Source organism: Micromonospora sp. WMMD730 (assembly GCF_049178955.1).
GTDB classification, from domain to species: Bacteria; Actinomycetota; Actinomycetes; order Mycobacteriales; family Micromonosporaceae; genus Micromonospora; species Micromonospora wenchangensis.
Genome location: NZ_JBMHML010000002.1, coordinates 1,479,308 through 1,496,655 on the forward strand (window position 1 = coordinate 1,479,308; position 17,348 = coordinate 1,496,655).

General features: G+C 74.2%; 15 protein-coding genes. 4 read left to right on the forward strand and 11 right to left on the reverse strand.

Going from position 1 to position 17,348, the window contains the following annotated elements:
• Position 1: 1 nt before the first annotated feature.
• The 4 genes from lipB to ACN265_RS06760 form a co-directional block, all read right to left on the reverse strand.
• A complete protein-coding gene (gene lipB / locus ACN265_RS06745) occupies positions 2-640 on the reverse strand; it encodes a lipoyl(octanoyl) transferase LipB (protein WP_204927872.1) in 639 nt (212 codons plus the stop codon).
• Between the two features lie 104 nt (positions 641-744).
• Complete coding sequence (locus tag ACN265_RS06750; RefSeq protein WP_421406405.1) at positions 745-2,568, reverse strand: DUF2079 domain-containing protein; 1,824 nt, start codon at positions 2,566-2,568, stop codon at positions 745-747.
• Between the two features lie 136 nt (positions 2,569-2,704).
• Positions 2,705-3,604, reverse strand: a complete 900-nt coding sequence (locus ACN265_RS06755; protein WP_421406406.1) for a TIGR01777 family oxidoreductase — start codon at positions 3,602-3,604, stop codon at positions 2,705-2,707.
• Between the two features lie 282 nt (positions 3,605-3,886).
• Positions 3,887-4,900, reverse strand: coding sequence for an aldo/keto reductase (locus ACN265_RS06760; protein WP_421406407.1), 1,014 nt, complete (start codon positions 4,898-4,900; stop codon positions 3,887-3,889).
• Between the two features lie 55 nt (positions 4,901-4,955).
• Between ACN265_RS06760 and ACN265_RS06765 the strand changes: the two genes are divergently transcribed.
• The gene (locus ACN265_RS06765) at positions 4,956-5,327 is read left to right on the forward strand and encodes a MerR family transcriptional regulator (protein ID WP_204927868.1); all 372 of its coding nucleotides are present in this window, start codon (positions 4,956-4,958) and stop codon (positions 5,325-5,327) included.
• A gap of 16 nt (positions 5,328-5,343) precedes the next feature.
• Here the strand turns inward: ACN265_RS06765 and ACN265_RS06770 are convergent, their stop codons facing one another.
• The 3 genes from ACN265_RS06770 to ACN265_RS06780 all read right to left on the reverse strand — a co-directional run bounded on the left by ACN265_RS06770 (position 5,344) and on the right by ACN265_RS06780 (position 7,788).
• Positions 5,344-6,300: an LLM class flavin-dependent oxidoreductase gene (locus tag ACN265_RS06770; protein WP_421406409.1), complete on the reverse strand. Its 957-nt coding sequence runs from the start codon at positions 6,298-6,300 to the stop codon at positions 5,344-5,346.
• A gap of 140 nt (positions 6,301-6,440) precedes the next feature.
• Positions 6,441-6,950, reverse strand: a complete 510-nt coding sequence (locus tag ACN265_RS06775; RefSeq protein ID WP_421406410.1) for a hemerythrin domain-containing protein — start codon at positions 6,948-6,950, stop codon at positions 6,441-6,443.
• A 133-nt stretch (positions 6,951-7,083) separates the two neighbouring features.
• Positions 7,084-7,788: a TetR/AcrR family transcriptional regulator gene (locus ACN265_RS06780; RefSeq protein WP_421406411.1), complete on the reverse strand. Its 705-nt coding sequence runs from the start codon at positions 7,786-7,788 to the stop codon at positions 7,084-7,086.
• Positions 7,789-8,016: 228 nt separating this feature from the next.
• On the opposite strand from ACN265_RS06780, the gene ACN265_RS06785 reads away from it, so the two are divergent.
• Positions 8,017-8,961, forward strand: coding sequence for an SDR family NAD(P)-dependent oxidoreductase (locus ACN265_RS06785; RefSeq protein WP_204927864.1), 945 nt, complete (start codon positions 8,017-8,019; stop codon positions 8,959-8,961).
• 102 nt (positions 8,962-9,063) lie between these two features.
• Here ACN265_RS06785 and sucB read toward each other — a convergent pair whose 3' ends face one another.
• The gene (gene sucB / locus ACN265_RS06790; RefSeq protein ID WP_421406412.1) at positions 9,064-10,899 is read right to left on the reverse strand and encodes a 2-oxoglutarate dehydrogenase, E2 component, dihydrolipoamide succinyltransferase; all 1,836 of its coding nucleotides are present in this window, start codon (positions 10,897-10,899) and stop codon (positions 9,064-9,066) included.
• A 71-nt stretch (positions 10,900-10,970) separates the two neighbouring features.
• A complete protein-coding gene (gene lpdA / locus ACN265_RS06795; protein ID WP_421406413.1) occupies positions 10,971-12,398 on the reverse strand; it encodes a dihydrolipoyl dehydrogenase in 1,428 nt (475 codons plus the stop codon).
• Positions 12,399-12,540: 142 nt separating this feature from the next.
• Here lpdA and ACN265_RS06800 point away from each other — a divergent pair, with 142 nt between their 5' ends.
• Positions 12,541-12,870, forward strand: coding sequence for a hypothetical protein (locus ACN265_RS06800; RefSeq protein ID WP_204927861.1), 330 nt, complete (start codon positions 12,541-12,543; stop codon positions 12,868-12,870).
• 77 nt (positions 12,871-12,947) lie between these two features.
• On the opposite strand, the gene ACN265_RS06805 is transcribed toward ACN265_RS06800, so the two are convergent.
• Complete coding sequence (locus ACN265_RS06805) at positions 12,948-14,519, reverse strand: leucyl aminopeptidase (protein ID WP_421406414.1); 1,572 nt, start codon at positions 14,517-14,519, stop codon at positions 12,948-12,950.
• Between the two features lie 161 nt (positions 14,520-14,680).
• Here ACN265_RS06805 and gcvT point away from each other — a divergent pair, with 161 nt between their 5' ends.
• Positions 14,681-15,811 carry a glycine cleavage system aminomethyltransferase GcvT gene (gene gcvT / locus ACN265_RS06810; protein ID WP_421406415.1) on the forward strand — a complete coding sequence of 377 codons (1,131 nt, stop codon included), beginning with the start codon at positions 14,681-14,683 and terminating at the stop codon, positions 15,809-15,811.
• Between the two features lie 183 nt (positions 15,812-15,994).
• Here gcvT and ACN265_RS06815 read toward each other — a convergent pair whose 3' ends face one another.
• The gene (locus tag ACN265_RS06815; protein ID WP_421406416.1) at positions 15,995-17,290 is read right to left on the reverse strand and encodes a DUF2314 domain-containing protein; all 1,296 of its coding nucleotides are present in this window, start codon (positions 17,288-17,290) and stop codon (positions 15,995-15,997) included.
• Between the last annotated feature and the right edge of the window lie 58 nt (positions 17,291-17,348).

Consider the following 17,348-nt stretch of genomic DNA (forward strand, 5'->3'; position numbering starts at 1 on the left):
CTCAGCCGAGCAGGGTGGGCAGGTGCCGTTCCACCACGGGCAGCACCTCGGCCACCGTCACGGGGCGGCCCAGCTCGGCGGTGAGCGAGGTGGTGCCGGCGTCGGCGATGCCGCACGGCACGATCCGGTCGTAGTACGACAGGTCGCAGTCGCAGTTGATCGCGAAGCCGTGCTGGGTGACGCCCCGGGCGACCCGGATGCCGATGGCGGCCACCTTGCGGGCCGGGCCCCGGTCGTCGTCGGGCACCCAGACGCCGCTGCGTCCCTCGACCCGGCCGGCGGTCAGCCCGAACTCGGCGCAGACGTCGATCAGTAGCTGCTCGGTGCGGCGGACGTAGGCGACCACGTCGACCGGGTCGGGCAGCCGGACGATCGGGTAGCCGACGAGCTGCCCCGGACCGTGCCAGGTGATCTTGCCGCCCCGGTCCACGTCGACGACGGGGGTGCCGTCCATCGGCCGGTCCCAGGGCTCGGTGCGCTTGCCTGCGGTGTAGACGCTCGGGTGTTCCAGCAGCAGCACGGTGTCGCCGCGCTGGCCGGCCACCACCGCCTCGTGCAGCCGCCGTTGCTCGTCCCATGCGGCCGAGTAGTCGACCACACCCGCCCGGACGGCGGTCACCCCGGAAGTCGTCACGCTCACCCTGCCACCCTAGCCCCGCCGGTCTCCGCCGTGCCCCGTGAGCCTCGTCGCGCCACCCTGCGTGACCCCCCTACAGGTCGCGGACCCGTCAGGTGGTGGACCCGTCAGGTGGTGGGGACCGTCCAGAGCCACACGTCGTCCACCCGGCGGGGCTCGCCGAGCAGGGCGGTGGCGGTGCGGCGCAGGGCGTCCTCGTCGAGGTCGTACTTGGCCCCGTGCACCTCGTCGGGGAGCACGACCGCCTCGACCCCCCAGTACCGCAGGTCGGCCCGGGACAGGCGGATGCTGCCCTCGGTGACGATCGGCACCAGCCCGGTCCGCCCGGCCTGGTCCATCAGCGTGTCGAAGGTGCGCGGCGGCGGCCCGATCCGACCCCGCCCGTCCGGGCCGCCGGGGCCGAGGAAGAAGCCGGCGGGCAACCGGAACTCGCCCTGCCGGTGGGACAGGGCGTACGCCTGCCAGCGCTGCCCGTCCGGGGTCACGTCCAGGGTCAGCGGGATCGGGGTGAGCACGCCGCCCGGTGAGACGTACTCCCGCCAGGTGCCGGCGGTGACGAACTCCGGCACCGGCGGGCGGACGCTGGTCAGCAGCGGGGTCGGCAGCAGCGGCAGCAGCGCCGCCGCGAAACCCACCCCCCACACCCAGGCGGCCGTGCGGCCCGGCGGTGTCGCCCGCAACCGGTCGATCGTGTACGCCAGCAGCACCCCGATCACCGGGGCCACCACCAGGGCCAGCCGGGACGGCAGGGCGGCGTTGACCACCGGCAGGTTGTCCAGCACCCCGAAGGGCAGCAGTTGACCGGTGCGCTGACCGTTCCACTTCGCCAGCGGCCCCCAGGACAGCACCGCGAACACCACGGCGGTCACCCCGAGCGCTGTCAGCGTGGCCTGCCGGCCCGGACCGGCCCGACGCCACAGCCACCCGAAGCAGACCACGGTGAGCAGCAGCAGCGGCACCCCGAAGAAGCTGTTCTCCTCGGTGGGGTTGGGCGCCAGCGTGGTGTCCCAGCCCAGCGCCCCGGCCAGCGACCGGCTCGGGTACGCCCCGAACGCGGCGATGTCCTCGGCGTGGATGACCGGGTCGAAGCCGGTGCCGTGGAACCGTTGCGGCCCGGCGAAGTGCAACCACAGCGGGTACGCCAGCAGCACCCCGGCGACCAGCGCGGTCACCCCCAGCCCGCGTAGGAAGTCCGGCAGCGCGGCGCGGGCCTGCGCCCGGCGGGCCGGGTGCACCGCCCAGACGGCGAGGAAGACGACGACCGCCAGGGCGGTGAAGAACAACCCCTCGGCGGCGATCGAGAAGGCCACCGCGACCAGCACCCCGAGCACCAGCCCGCCCCGCAGCCAGCGCCCCGGCCGGCGCAGCGCGAACACCCCGGCCGCCAGCAGCGGCACCAGCCAGCCGGCGGTCCAGTTCAGGTGGGCGTTGGCGTGCGCGACCATGCCGGGGGAGAAGGCCACGAACAGCGCCCCGACGCCCGCCGCGAGCCGACTGGCGACCAGGTGCCGGGAGAGCAGCCAGTACCAGGCCAGCGCGGTGGCGGCGAGGTTGAGGGTGAGGATCACCAGGAACGTCGCCGGCGGCCCGATCAGGTACGTCAACGGCGCGAAGACCACCGCGTACACGGTGATCGAGGTGTTGACGGCGAGGTTCACCCCGTCCGGCACGTTGAGCAGGTGGGTGAAGAGCGGGTTCTCCCCGTGCGTGACGGCGTGCCCGCCGAAGGCGAGCAGCCACTCGAAGAGCGCCTGGTCGCTGGAGTTCACGGTGATCGCCCGCTGGTTCGGGTCGCGCCACAGCCCGCTGGTCACCCAGACCGCCAGCGCCACCGCGACGACCAGCACGGTCAGGTCGGCCCGCCGACCCCGGGCGGCGTCCGGGGCGGCGGTGGGCGGCGGGTCGGCGGCCAGGGTCGGGGAAGTCGGCACGGAGCGGACGTTACCAACCGGAACTGGACCGACCGGTCGGACCCGCGACCCCGGCCACTCCCGGTTCGACCGGGCCGCCGCGCCGGCCCACCCGCAGCGCCGCCCGGGTCGGTCGTCGGCCGGCGGGCCGCCCGGGTCAGTCGTGCAGGGCGGCGTGCAGCGCGGCGGGCAGCTCGGGGTGGGTCCAGGGGAAACCGGCCCGGGTGAGCACGGCGGGCAGGACCCTCGCGCTGGTCAGCGCCTCCTGGGCGAAGCCGCCCAGGGCGACCTTCAGGGCGACCGCGGGAATCGGGACGATCGCCGGCCGGTGCAGTTGGCGGGCGAACTCCCGGGTGAACTCGGCGTTGGTGACCGGGTTCGGGCCGACCACGTTGACCGCGCCGGCGACCTCCCCGGCGGTCAGCAGGAACACCGTCGCGTCCAGCCAGTCCCGCAGCGAGATCCACGGCAGCCACTGCCGCCCGCTGCCGAGCCGGCCGGCGATGCCCAGCTTGAACGGCAGCAGCTGCGGCTTGAGCAGCCCTCCGTCGCGGTGCAGCGGCAGGCCCGTCCGCAGCCGTACCACCCGGACCCCGGCGTCCTCGGCGGGTCGGGTCGCCGCCTCCCAGACCCGGCACACGTCGGCGAGGAACCCCTCACCCGCCGGGGCGTCCTCCTCGACCACCCGGTCGCCGGTGTTGCCGTACCAGCCGACCGCCGAGGAGTTGAGCAGCACCGGGGGCCGGTCCGCCGCCGGCATCCCGGCGATCGTGACGGCCAGCGTGGTGGTGGTGTCCACCCGGCTGGACCGGATCACCCGGCGGTAGTCGTCGGTCCACCGCTTGTCGCCCACCCCGGCCCCGGCCAGGTTGACCACCGCGTCGGCCCCGGCCACCACGGCCGGGTCGAGCTGCCCGGCGGTCGGGTCCCACCGCCGCTCGTCGGGGGTACGCGGTGACCGCCGGACCAGCCGGGTGACCTGGTGCCCGTCGTCGGTGAGGCGGTCGACCAGCCGGCTGCCGAGGAAGCCGGACACGCCGGCCATCAGGATCCGCATACCCCTATCTTCGGGCACGCGCCCCCGATCGGATGCGCCGACCACCAACCCCCACCCAACCCCACCCCCCGACGTCCACCCCCGGCCGGCTCGTTCCGGTGATCAAGAGGTTCGCGTCAAGTTGAAGATCAATCTTGACACGAACCTCTTGATCAACTGACGCGAACCTCTTGATCACCGGGGACGGGGCGGCGACCCGCCGAGGCGGGGCGGGGGAGTCGGGGGCGAGTGGTCGGGCGGGAGGGCGGGGGCGGGAGGATCGGAGCTCGCGGTGGCGGGGACCTACCGGGTGGTCGCGTTGCCGGCCGGGGTCGGGCGCAGGTCGGTCAGGAGGCGCTCCACCTCGGCGAACGCGTCCGCCGGGAGCGGGCCGAGGGTGAGGGCGGCGAAGTTCTCCCGGGCCTGCGCGACCGTCCGGCACCCGGGGATCGGCAGCGTCCGGGGGCTGCGGGCCAGCAGCCAGCCCAGCGCCCCCTGGGTGAGGGTACGGCCGTCCACGGTCAACGCCGCCCGGATCGCCGCCACCCGGGCCGACCACTCGGGGGTGGGCCGGCCGTCGCGGAACCAGACCAGCCACTCCGGCGCCCGGCCCCGCACGTCGTCCGCGCCCAGCGTGCGGGTGGCCCCGGTGAGCAGGCCCATCGCCAGTGGCCCCCGGTTGAGGCTGGCCAGGTCGAAGGCGTCGCAGACGGCGAGCACTTCCGGGTTGTCGTTCAGCACCGACTCGTCGTGTTCGACGGCGACGCAGTGCGGCCCCGCCCCGGCGAGCGCCCGAGCCGAGTCCGGGTTGTCGGTGCTCCAGCCGTACCCCCGGATCTTGCCCTGGGTGACCAGACCCTCCAGGGTGTCGACCAGGTCGAGCGCGGCGGACGCCGGCAGGTCGTTGATGTGCAGCAGGTAGAGATCGACGTGGTCGGTGCCGAGCCGGCGCAGCGATCCCTCCAGGCTGGCCACCGCGTACGCTGGGCTGGCGTCCACGCCCAGCGCCCGCCGGGTCGCCTCGTCGCTGCGGTTGCCGAACTTGGTGACGATCACCGCCCGGTCCCGCCGGCCGGCGAGCGCCCGGCCGAGCACCCGCTCGCTGTGCCCTGCCCCGTAGTTGCTGGCCGTGTCGAAGAGGGTGACGCCCAGGTCGAGGGCCTGGTGGATGGTGGCGACCGACTCGTCGTCGTCCACCTCACCCCAGCCGTACGGCTGACCGTCGTCGCCCCACAGCGGGCCGCCGATCGCCCAGCACCCCATGCCGATCGCGCCGACCTCGATTCCACTGCGGCCCAGAGTCCGTGTCGTCGTCATGCCGACCAGTTTTCAACCTGGAGTGCGCTCCAGGTCAAGCGGTAACATCCGGCCCATGTACCCGCCCTCGGAGGCCGCCCGGCGCAGTGGGTTCAGCCTCGACACCCTGCGCTACTACGAGAAGATCGGCCTGCTCAGCGGCGTCGGCCGCACCTCGGGTGGCCGTCGGGTGTTCACCGACGACGACCTGAGCTGGCTGGTGATCTTCCGCTGCCTGCGCGACACCGGCATGCCGATCGCCGAGATGTGCCGCTACGCCGAGCTGTCCCGCGAGGGGGAACACACCGTCGCCGCCCGGCAGGAGCTGCTGGAACAGCACGCCGCCCGGGTCGAGGAACAGTTGACCCTGCTGCAGCGCCAGTACGCCCACCTGCGCGAGAAGATCCGCTTCTACCAGGGCCTCACCGGGGCGACCCCCACCCCCTGAGCGCCCGGCCGGCCGGTCACGGTCGGGCGGACCCCGACCCGTCCGGAGCGGATGGGGCACCGGGCAGCCGGGCCAGCACCGGGACGAGCGGTTCGAGGGCGTCCCGGCGTACCACGAAGCGGGTGACACCCCAGCGACGCCGGTGGGCCGCGACCGCCGCGACGATCTCGTCCACCGTGCCGATCAGCACGAACGGGGTGGCCAGCAGTTCGGTGACGGTCAGCCCGATCCGTTCGGCCTGCTCGGCGGCGGCGGCCCCGGCGTCGTCGGTGACCACGACCGTCTGCACCAGCGCCTCCAGCGCGGGCGGGGTGTCCCGGCCGGCCGCCCCGGCGGCCACGTGCGCGAGCTGCGCCTCGATCTGGTCGACCCGCCAACGCGCCTCGTGCCGGTGGCCGTCGGCGAGGGTACGCCCGAAACCGGTCAACCCGACCACGTCGGCGTGCGCGCCGGCCCAACGCAGCAACGTCGAGTTGGCGGTGCCCATGGTCAACGGGATGCGGTCCTGCACCGGCCGGGGCGAGGTCAGCCGGGCCTCCCGCGCCGCCAGGTCGGGGGAGTCGACCGTCACCGGGGAGCCGTCGAGCAGGGCGCGGACCGCCTCGGCGACGGCCACGCAGCGGCGTACCCGACCGGCCACGTCGGGGCGTACCCGGCCGACGGCGGCCCACTCGGCGGGGGTGTGGCCGGCGCCGACACCGAGCCGGGCCCGTCCACCGGAGACCAGGTCGAGGGTGGCCACGTCGGCGGCGAGCAGGATCGGTTCCCGCACCCCCAGATTCGACACGTACGAGCCGAGCCCGATCGTGGTGGTCACCGACGCGGCGGCGGCGAGCGCGACGAACGGGGACGTCACGTCGCCCGGGTGGTCGGCGGCGAGCAGGGCGTCGAAGCCGACCGACTCCGCCCGGCGGGCGAGGTCGACCCAGCCCGCCGCGTCGGTCGGAGTGGCCTGGAGCGAGAAGACGGTCACCGGCCCAGCTTCGCCGTCGCGGGTCGTCCCGGCCATCCCGCAGGCCCGGATTCTGCCAACCGGAGAATCGCCCGCCGCCCTCGCCTCGGGGTCCGCCGGGGCCGGCGCGCAACCGTCGGCGCGGAATCCGGCGGCCCGGCTCACCAGTCCGGTGGTGGGGTCACCCCGAGCAGTGCCGTGGTGTCGCCGGCCCGCTGGCCGAGCGCGTCGAGGGCGGCGGTGAGGGTGCGTTCCTCGTAGCGGAAGTGCGAGGCGAGGATCGCGGACAGGCCCTCCAGCTCGACGCGTACCCGGTCGACGGCCGCGGGGTCGTCCGCCGGTGGAGCGGTGACCAGCGCCTCGATCCGGCGGACGATCCAGTCGACCATGCGGTGGTCCCGGCTGAGCTTGTCGAGCACCGGCCGCAGCTCGGGTGCCTCGTCGGCGAGCACCCGGAACGCACCGGCGTCCTCGCCGGTGTGGTGCCGGGTGAGCGCCGAGCAGAAGCTGAGGCAGTGGGTACGCAGACCGCGCAACCGTTCCGCGCCGGGTGACCCGTCGGGACCGGCGGCGAGGCCGGCCCGGAGCTGGTCGAGCAGCCAGAGATGGATCTCTACCAGTTGGTGGCCGAGCGCGGTCAGGCGGTCGGCGGAGGTGGAATCGGGGTGCACAGGTGTCCCTGCTGTCCGGCGCCTCCGTGCCCTCGGCGGTCTGTGTGCCGGGTACACCGCGACGCTGACGACGATTCTACGGCCCCCCGGCGTCGGCGCGGCCCACGCCTGACGGGCCGGGTGCGGCCCGTCGTCAGGGTCGGCGCAGCCCTGCCATGAGCAGGTCGAGCAGGCGACCGGCGAGGTCCCGTTGCTCCGGCCCCTGCGCCGCAAGCGACATCCCGCCCAGCCCGGCCAGCACGTCCCCCGGGTCGACGTCCGGGCGGATCGTGCCGGCGGCGACACCGGCCGCGAGCAGCCGGGTCAACGCGGCGACCAGCAGGTCCCGGCTCTGCGCGTACGGGTTGGTGCCGGCGGCGATCACCAGGCGCAGGGCGTCGGCCATGCCCTGCTTGGTGGCGAGGTAGTCGACGAAGCGGTCCATCCAGGCCCGGGTGGCCTCGGCGGGCGGTAGGCGGGTCAGCAGCTCGTCGGCGGCGTCGCAGAGTTTGGCCAGCTCGTTGCGGTAGGCGGCCTCCACCAGCGCCTCCCGGGTGGGGAAGTGCCGGTAGAGGGTGCCGATGCCGACCCCGGCCTCCCGGGCGATCGACTCCAGGGTCACCTCCGGCCCCTGCCGGGAGAACGCCCGGACGGCGGTGTCGAGCAGTCGCTGACGGTTGCGCAGCGCGTCGGCGCGCAGCGGCCGGGCACCGGGCTGCGGCGCGCCGCCGCTCGGGCCGGTCTGCCCCGTGTGACGACTCGGCCGGGTCTGCGGCGCGTCGCGGTCCGGGCCGGTCTGCGGCGTGTCACGGCTCGGCCGGGTCTGCGGCGCGTCGCCGCCGGGGCTGGTGGGCGGCACGTCGCCTCCTGACATCGGGTGCGGCGGGGCCACCGCACGGGTGCGTGCCGGCGGCCGTCGGCCGCCCCGTTGCGGGGTGACGACGGCGACCCGGACCGGACCGGCCCGGCGACCGGTTGGCAAACGGAGGAACCTCCGGTTAGTCTCGGAAGTCGTAACGGAGGGCCCTCCACTTCTCATCGTACCGGCCGGGCCGCCCGGCCCGCGCCGCACCGACAAGGACGGATCATGACCACCGACACACCGGTCCACACCCCCTTCGACGCCCGCACCACCGCCCTGGAGGTGGTCCGCGACGTCGACCTCACCGGCCGACGCGCCGTGGTCACCGGCGGCGCCTCGGGCATCGGCGTGGAGACCGCCCGCGCCCTCGCCGCCGCCGGAGCCGACGTCACCCTGGCCGTACGCGACCTCGACGCCGGTCGGCGCGCCGCGACGGACATCACCGACAGCACCGGCAACGACCGGCTGCTGGTCGCCCCGCTCGACCTCGCCGACCGGGCGTCGGTGGCCGCCTTCGTGGCCACCTGGGACGGGCCGCTGCACCTGCTGGTGAACAACGCCGGCATCATGGCCTCGCCCGAACGGCGTACCCCCGAGGGCTGGGAGTTGCAGTTCGCCACCAACCACCTCGGGCACTTCGCCCTCGCCACCGGGCTGCACCGCGCCCTCGCCGCCGCCGAGGGGGCCCGCGTCGTCGCGGTCAGCTCCGCGGCGCACCTGCGCTCCCCGGTGGTCTTCGACGACATCCACTTCCGGCAGCGCCCGTACGACCCGTGGGAGGCGTACGGGCAGTCGAAGACCGCGAACGTGCTGTTCGCCGTCGAGGCGACCCGGCGCTGGGCCGACGACGGCATCGTCAGCAACGCGCTGATGCCCGGCGCGATCCACACCAACCTCCAGCGGTACGTCAGCGCCGAGGAACTGGAGCGGATGCGGGCCGCCAGCGGGGGCGGCGCGGCCACCTGGAAGACCGTCGAGCAGGGTGCCGCCACCTCGGTGCTGGTCGCCACCTCGCCGCTGCTCGACGGGATCGGCGGCCGGTACTTCGAGGACTGCCAGCAGGCCGCCCCGAACCAGCCCGGCACCCGCACCGGCGTCGCCGCGTACGCCCTCGACCCGGCCGCCGCCGAGCGGCTCTGGACGGTCTCCGAGCAGACCCTGCGCGGCTGAGCCGCCGGCCGCCGGGAGGTACCGTGCCGGCGTGCCCGGCGGTGCCGTGACGACGAAGGGCGCCCCGGTCGACGACCGGGGCGCCCTTCGCGCAGGCGGGTGTTACAGGCCCAGCTCGGCCTCGAAGTTGCCGCCCTCCAGCCGCTCCTTGACCGCGACCAGGAACCGGGCCGCGTCGGCGCCGTCGATCAGCCGGTGGTCGTAGGACAGGGCCAGGTAGACCATCGACCGGACCGCGATGACCTCGCCAAGGTCCGGGTCGTTGACGACGACCGGACGCTTCACCACGGCACCCGTGCCGAGCATCGCCGACTGGGGCGACGGCACGATCGGGGTGTCGAACAGCGCGCCCCGGCTGCCGGTGTTGGTCAGCGTGAAGGTCGCCCCGGCGATCTCGTCCGGGCTGATCTTGTTGGTCCGGGTGCGCTCGGCCAGGTCGGCGACGCGCTTGGCGATGCCGCCCAGGTTGAGGTCACCGGCGTTGTGGATGACCGGCGTCAGCAGGCCCCGCTCGGTGTCCACCGCGATGCCGAGGTTCTCGGCGTCCGGGTAGGTGATGGTGCCCGCGTCGAGGTCCATCCGGGCGTTCACGATCGGGTACGTCTGCAGGGCCTCGATGGCGGCCAGCGCGAAGAACGGCAGGAACGACAGCTTCACGCCGTGCCGCTGCTGGAACGAGTCCTTCGCCTGCGCCCGCAGCTTGGCGATCCGGGTGACGTCCACCTCGATCACCGTGGTGAGCTGCGCCATCTCGTGCAGCGACTCCTGCAGGCGGTTGGCGATGGCCTTGCGGATGCGGGTCAGCTTCTCGGTGGTGCCCCGCTTGCCGCTCGGCTGCGGCTTCGCCGCCGGTGCGGCCGGGGTCGCCGCGGCGGCCGGCTGCGCGGCGGGGGCCGGAGCCGCCTTGGCCGCCTTCGCCTTCTCCGCCGCCTCCAGCACGTCCTGCTTGCGGATCCGGCCACCCACGCCGGTGCCGTTGACCGACGCCAGGTCGACACCGTGCTCGCCGGCCAGCTTGCGGACCAGCGGGGTCACGTAACCGGGGGCGTCGCCGCCACCCTGGGCGGGCGCGGCCGGTGCCGCCGGGGCGGCCGGCTGGGCGGCCCGCTCGGCCTGCACCGGCTGGGCCGCCGACTCGGCCTCGGCGGCCGGCTCGCTGTAGCCCGCGCCCGGCGTCGGCTCGGTTACCTGCGGCTCCGGCTTCGCCTCGGCCTTGGGCTGCTCCGCCTTCGGGGCCTGCGCCTTCGGGGCCGGCTCCGGCTCCGGCTTCGACTCGGCCGGGGCCGCGCCCGCCGCGCCGATGATCGCCAGGTCCGCGCCGACGGCGGCGGTCTCGTCCTCGGGGACCTTGATCTCCAGGACGGTGCCGGCGACGGGCGACGGGATCTCGGTGTCGACCTTGTCGGTGGAGACCTCCAGCAGCGGCTCGTCGACCTCGACGGTCTCGCCGACCTGCTTGAGCCAGCGGGTGACCGTACCCTCGGTGACGCTCTCGCCCAGGGCCGGCATCTTCACCGGGGTGCCCTCGCCCGACGACGCCGGGGCGGCCTGCGCCGCCGGCTGCTCCCGGGCCGGCTCGTCCTGCTCCGGCTCCGGGCCGGTGCCCTCGGCGGCGGCCGTCGGCTCGGGGGCCGGCGCGGCCTGCTCCTGCCCGTCGGCCTCACCGTCGGCCTGCGGGGCGTCCCCGCCGGCCGACTCGCCCTCACCCGAGATGACGGCCAGCTCGCTGCCCACCTCGGCGGTCTCGTCCTCGCCGACCACGATCCGGCTCAGCACCCCCGCGGCGGGGGAGGGGATCTCGGTGTCGACCTTGTCGGTGGAGACCTCCAGCAGCGGCTCGTCGACCTCGACGGTCTCGCCCTCCTGCTTGAGCCAGCGGGTGACGGTGCCCTCGGTGACGCTCTCGCCGAGCCGAGGCATGGTGACCGATACCGGCATGTTCTGAAACTCCTTCGTGGCCTGGTGCGATCCTCGCCCGCTTGCCGCCGGCGTCGCGGAATGAGTGTGGGTCAGGCGTGCGCGTGCAGCGGCTTGCCGGCCAGGGCCAGGTGCGCCTCGCCCAGCGCCTCGTTCTGGGTCGGGTGGGCGTGCACGAGCTGCGCCACCTCCGCCGGGTAGGCCTCCCAGTTGTAGATGAGCTGCGCCTCGCCGATCAGCTCACCGACCCGGGCACCGACCATGTGGACGCCGACCACCGGGCCGTCCTCGACCCGGACCAGCTTCACGAAACCGGCGGTCTTGAGGATCTGGCTCTTGCCGTTGCCGCCGAGGTTGTAGTTGTAGACCTTGACCTTGTCGCCGTACTGCTCCTTGGCCTTCGCCTCGGTCAGGCCCACCGACGCAAGCTCCGGGTCGGAGTAGGTGACGCGCGGGATGCCGGCCTCGTCGATCACGGCCGGGTTCAGGCCGGCGATCTCCTCGGCGACGAAGATGCCCTGGGCGAAACCCCGGTGGGCGAGCTGGAGGCCGGGCACGATGTCGCCGACCGCGTAGACGTTCGGCACGCCGGTGCGCAGCCGCTCGTCGGTCAGCACGTACCCCCGGTCGAGCTTGACGCCCTGCTCGGCGTAGCCGAGGTCGGCGGTGTTCGGGCCCCGGCCGACGGCGACCAGCAGCAGCTCGGCCTCGACGGTCTCGCCGCCGGCGATGGTCAGCTTCACGCCCTTCTCGGTCTTCTCGACCTTCTCGAACGGCTTGCCGACCTTGAAGTTGATCTTCCGCTTGCGGAACGCCCGCTCCAGCGCCTTCGACGACTCCTCGTCCTCGGCGGCCACCAGCCGGGGCAGCGCCTCGACGATGGTGACGTCCACCCCGAAGGACTTCCACACGCTGGCGAACTCGACGCCGATCACGCCGCCACCCAGCACGATCACCGACGCCGGCACCCGGTCCAGGGTCAGCGCGTGGTCGCTGGTGATGATCCGCTCGCCGTCGACCTCCAGGCCGGGCAGGCTCTTCGCGTACGAGCCGGAGGCCAGGATCACGTTGCGGCCGGTGTACCGCTTGCCGTCGACCTCGACGACGTTCGGGCCGACCAGCCGGCCGTGGCCCTCGACGACGGTGATCGCCTTGTTGCCCTTGATCATCCCCTGGAGGCCCTTGTAGAGGCGGGCGATCACCCCGTCCTTGTACGAGTTGACCCCGGCCATGTCGATGCCGACCAGCTCGGCCTTGACGCCGAACTGCGCCGACTCGCGGGTCTGGTCGGCGATCTCCGCCGCGTGCAGCAGCGCCTTGGTCGGGATGCAGCCGTTGTGCAGGCAGGTGCCGCCGAGCTTGCCCTTCTCGACCAGCGCGACGGAGAGGTCAAGCTGGGCGGCACGCAGCGCCGCCGCGTAGCCGCCGCTGCCACCTCCGAGAATGACGATGTCGAAGGTTGCGTCGTTCGGCTCGCTCACGTCCAACTCCCTGGTCGCTTCGCTGCATCGGGGGGTCACGGTGGGGCGCCACGGGCAGACCCCACCTCGGTCATCTTGTCACTAGCGCGTCCGCAGCGCGTACCGAGGTGCCCAACGACACGTCCCCGACACGTACTCTTGGCACCGGTTCCCGACGACGGACGGGGGAGAGGAGTGCCCGGTGGCGCTGTTCCGGCGACGCAAACCGCCGACCCCGGCCAACCGTGACCGGCCGGCCGACCGGGCCGACCTGGATCACCTGGCCAACTTCGCCCGCACCCGCCGGGGGGTCGAGGCGTTCGTCGAACCCCGGACCACGATGACCGACACCACCGTCATCATGATCGCCGACGACGGCGAGTGGACCCGGCGACGCATCGACGGCCCGGACGCCGCCCGTCGTTTCGCCCATGCCCTGGGCATCCCGATCTACGACGTCCGGCTGATGGGCTACCCGCAGCGGATGCGCGACTACAACGAACGCCGCAAGCGCCGCCCCGAGCGGTACTGACGGCGACCCCGGGCCCGACGACCCGGGAAACACGGACGGGACGCCCGCAGGCGTCCCGTCGTCGTGTCGCGAATCCGTCAGCCGTTGGCGGCGACGTCCTCGACCAGCTGCACCAGGGTACGCACCGGCACGCCCGTGCCGCCCTTGGTCCAGTAGCCGGTCGGCTCCCCCGAGTGGTAGCCGGGACCGGCGATGTCGATGTGCGCCCAGGCCACGTCGTCGGTGACGAACTCGCGCAGGAACACCCCGCCCTGCAACATGTGGCCGGCCCGGTCCATGCCCGCGTTGACCTGCGAGATGTCCGCGACGTCGGAATCCATGCCCTTGCGGACGTCGTCCGGCAGCGGCATCGGCCAGGCCGGCTCGCCGACCGTGTCACCGGCCACCTTCACCCGCTCGCACAGCTCGGGGGTGCCCATCACCCCGGAGATCCGCTTGCCCAGCGCGATCACCTGCCCGCCGGTGAGGGTGGACGTCTCGAACAGGTAGTCGGTGCCGTCGGCGCAGGCGCGGGCCATCGCGTCGCCGAGGATCATCCGGCCCTCGGCGTCGGTGTTGAGCACCTCGACCCGCTTGCCGTTGAACATGGTGACCACGTCACCCGGCCGGTAGCTGGTGCCCGACGGCATGTTCTCCGCCATCGGCAGGTAACCGGTCACCGCCACGGCCGGCCTGAGCGCCGCGATCGCCAGCATCGCCGCGCCGACCGCCGCCGCGCCGGCCATGTCGGACTTCATCTCCCACATGCCCTGCGCCGGCTTGATCGAGATGCCGCCGGTGTCGAAGGTGATGCCCTTGCCGACCAGCGCCACCCGCTTGCCGTTCGTCTGGCCCTGCGGGGTCCAGGTCAGCTTGACCAGCCGCGGCGGGGCCTCCGAGCCCTGCCCGACGGCGGTGATCCCGCCGTACCCGCCGGCCCGCAGCTGCTCCTCGTCGAGCACCTCGACGTCGAGCCCGGCGGCCCGGGCGGCGGTGGCGACGGCCTCGGCGAAGGCCGGCGGACGCAGCTCGTTCGGAGCGGTGTTGACCCAGTCGCGGCTGGCACGCACCGCGCCGGCCACGGCGGTGGCCCGGTCGACCTCGGCCCGCGCGGTCGCGTCGGCGGCGTCCGGCACGGCGATCAGCACCTCGGCCACCGGCTCCCGCCGGGACGGCTGCGGCTTGGTCTTGTAACCGGCGAACCGGTAGCCGCCGAGCAGCGCCCCCTCGGCCACCGCGCGCAGCGCGGCCGGGGCGTCGGCGTCGTCGGGCAGCGGTAGGCTCAGCGCCACCCGGGGCGCCCCGGCCAGCGCCCGGACCGCCGCGCCGGCGGCCCGGCGCAGGGTCTCCGGGGCGGGGGCGGCACCGGTCGGCTCCGGACCCAACCCGACCGCCACGACCAGCGGGGCGGTGACCGTGCCCAGCGTGGCCAGCTTGATCACCTCACCGGGGCCACCGGTCGCGCCGAGCAGGGCCAGCGTCGCGGTCAGCTTGCCGTCGAAGGCGGCGGCGATGCTCTCCGCGCCGTCGGCGAGCAGCAGGGTGCCGGCGGGACCGCTCGTGGCGTCCGGGCCGGTGGTCTGGCTGTGCACGCCGATCACGATCGCGTCGACCGCGAGCTCGGCGGGGTCGGTGTCGACCAGGCTGAGGGTGGTGCTGGACGATGTCACTGAAGCTACTCCGGGCGGGCCGGGCCGGCCGCGGCGTCGCGTACCGGCGGTGATGGTCTCCGGCGGCAACCTACCCGCCGGAGCGCGGGTGCGTCCCGCCGAAGTGCCGACGGGTCCCGCCGATGCTAACCAGCGGGACACCCGGCGGTAAGTTGCCACCCATGACGGACGTGACCTCCGACGCCGCCGCGACCCGGCTGCGCCGTTCCCCGCTGCACGCGCGACACACCGCGCTCGGTGCCAAGTTCGCCCCCTTCGGGGGTTGGGAGATGCCCCTGGAGTACGCCGGTGGCGGCGTGCTCAGGGAACACGCGGCGGTCCGGACGGCGGTCGGGGTCTTCGACGTCTCGCACCTGGGCAAGGCGCGGGTCACCGGCCCCGGCGCCGCCCGGTTCGTCAACTCCTGCCTGACCAACGACCTGGACCGGATCGGGGCGGGCCGGGCGCAGTACACGCTGTGCTGCGACGACGCCACCGGCGGGGTGGTCGACGACATCATCGCCTACCGGTACGCCGACGACCACGTCTTCCTCATCCCCAACGCGGCGAACACCGCCGAGGTGGTCCGTCGGCTGCGCGCCGCCGCCCCGGCCGACGTCGAGGTCACCGACGAGCACGACCGGTACGCCGTGCTGGCCGTGCAGGGCCCCCGCTCGGCCGAGCTGCTCGACGCGCTGGACCTGCCCACCGGGCACGAGTACATGAGCTTCTCCCCGGCGACGCTGGCCGGTGCCGAGCTGACCGTCTGCCGTACCGGCTACACCGGTGAGCTGGGCTACGAGCTGGTGGTGCCGGCCGACCACGCCGTCGCCGTCTGGGACGCGCTGTTCGCCGCCGGGGAGCGGGTCGAGCTGCGGGCCTGCGGGCTGGGCGCCCGGGACACCCTGCGCACCGAGATGGGCTACCCGCTGCACGGGCAGGACCTCTCCCTGGACATCACCCCCGTGCAGGGGCGCTCCGGCTGGGCCGTGGGCTGGGACAAGCCGGCCTTCTGGGGCCGCGACGCGCTGCGCGCCGAGAAGGCTGCCGGCCCCCGCCGGACGCTGCGCGGCCTGGAGGCCGTCGACCGGGCCATCCCACGTGCCGGAATGACCGTGTACGCCGGTGACGCCCCGGTCGGCACGGTCACCAGCGGCACCTTCAGCCCCACCCGCAAGCAGGGCATCGCCCTCGCCCTGCTGGACACCACCCCGAAACTCGCCGACGGCGACCTCGTCGAGGTCGACATCCGGGGCCGCCGCGCCCAGATGCGGGTCACCCGTCCACCCTTCGTCACCCCCTCCGTCCGCTGACCCCACCCCCACCCCCGTCGCCCCGCCCCGGCCCTCCGGTTCGCCCCGGCTCGGTTCGCCCGGTTCCGGTTCGCCCGGGTGATCAAGAGGTTTGCGTCATCCCGCCCCTGGATTTCTGACGCAAACCTCTTGATCACCGGGGTGGGTGAGTGCCGGGGGGTGGAGGAGTGCCCGAGGGCGGGGTCAGTGGGTGGGGTGGGGGCGTTCGCCGGCGTCGAGGACGGCCTGGGTCCAGCCGCCCTCGATGACGCCGGTGCCGTCCAGGACCGCCCAGTCGACGACCTCGGTGACCGCCACCACGACCGGGGAACCGATCTGCACGGTGGGGTCGGTGTTGGCGTCGCTGGCGCTGGCCCCGACGATCCGCTCCGGGGCGTCCCAGGAGCTGACCCCGGCCCACACGTACTCGGGGCCGTCGTCGCCGGGCAGGCCGTACTTGACCACCAGTTGCGCCTCCGGCGGCAGCCCGTCGGCGAGGAACCGGGCCCGGATGTCGTCCAGCCCGGCGCGGGCGGTGGCGACGGCCCGGCTCATCGCGTCGCCGGACCGGGCGTACCGGACGTCCGGCTCGATGCCGGAGAACAGGGTCGCGCAGGCCGCCGCGAAGTAGCGGCCGTCCGGGCCGGGATGACCGGGCGGCGGGCGCAGGCTCAGGAACGAGTCGGCGTCCGGGTCGGTCGCCGGGTCCAGCTCCAACCGCAGCAGCACCGGGGCCGTCGCGCCGTGCTGCTCCGGATTGCCGTACGCCACCGCGATGTCGTGCCCGGTCACCGTGGCCAGCACCGGTAGCTGCACGAACGCCGGCACCTCCTCGCCGGCCAGCCCGTCGGTCCAGTCCCGCAGCAGCCGGCGGGCGGCACCGGTCAGCACCGCGCCCCAGGCCCGGGTGAGATGGTCGGGCACCCCCTGGGTCTGCAACTCCAGCAGCCCGAAGCGGCGCAGCCCCTTGGTGGTGAACCACAGCCCCTCGGTGTCCGAGGAGTACGGCACGAGCACCCAGTCGACCAGCCGGATCCGGCCCTGCGCGTCCGGCAGCGACTTCAACGCCGTCGCCGGGTCGAGGAACTGCAACCCGAACACGTCCACCACGTCACCGCCGACGGACTCGGCCACCGCGGCGGCCACCGCGCGGGCCGCCCACTCGTGCGCCGGTGGCCAACCCGGCCGGTACTCGGCCTGCACCACCACCAGGTGACTGGCGGCGGCGAGCCGGCCCAGCTGGGCCTCGGTCGCGCCGAACGCGGTGAGCAGGTCCGGCGGCAGTTGCGGGAACTCGTCGATCGACCGGGTGTCCACCGACATCAGCGGACTGTCCAGCATCTGCGTGGCCAGGCCGTACACCGGGTCGGCGAGGCGGCCGGCGAGACCCCGTACCGCCGTTTTCGGGCTCACCGGTGGCAACCCCGCCACCGGTACCAGGTAGGTCGCGCTGAGCGACTCCGGGACCGGTACGGGCAGGAAGTCGTCCGTGATGAGCAAGTCGTCCCCCGGAAGGCCGTGCCGGTGCTGTCGGGGCAAACGCTACCCGGCGCGCCGC

Bases quoted from the DNA above. Each gene is read 5' to 3' on its own strand.
- ACN265_RS06755 (WP_421406406.1), bottom strand. From the start codon at position 3,604: ATGCGGATCCTGATGGCCGGCGTGTCCGGCTTCCTCGGCAGCCGGCTG.
- sucB (WP_421406412.1), bottom strand. From the start codon at position 10,899: ATGCCGGTATCGGTCACCATGCCTCGGCTCGGCGAGAGCGTCACCGAG.
- ACN265_RS06765 (WP_204927868.1), top strand. From the start codon at position 4,956: ATGTACCCGCCCTCGGAGGCCGCCCGGCGCAGTGGGTTCAGCCTCGAC.
- ACN265_RS06760 (WP_421406407.1), bottom strand. From the start codon at position 4,900: ATGACGACGACACGGACTCTGGGCCGCAGTGGAATCGAGGTCGGCGCG.
- gcvT (WP_421406415.1), top strand. From the start codon at position 14,681: ATGACGGACGTGACCTCCGACGCCGCCGCGACCCGGCTGCGCCGTTCC.
- ACN265_RS06785 (WP_204927864.1), top strand. From the start codon at position 8,017: ATGACCACCGACACACCGGTCCACACCCCCTTCGACGCCCGCACCACC.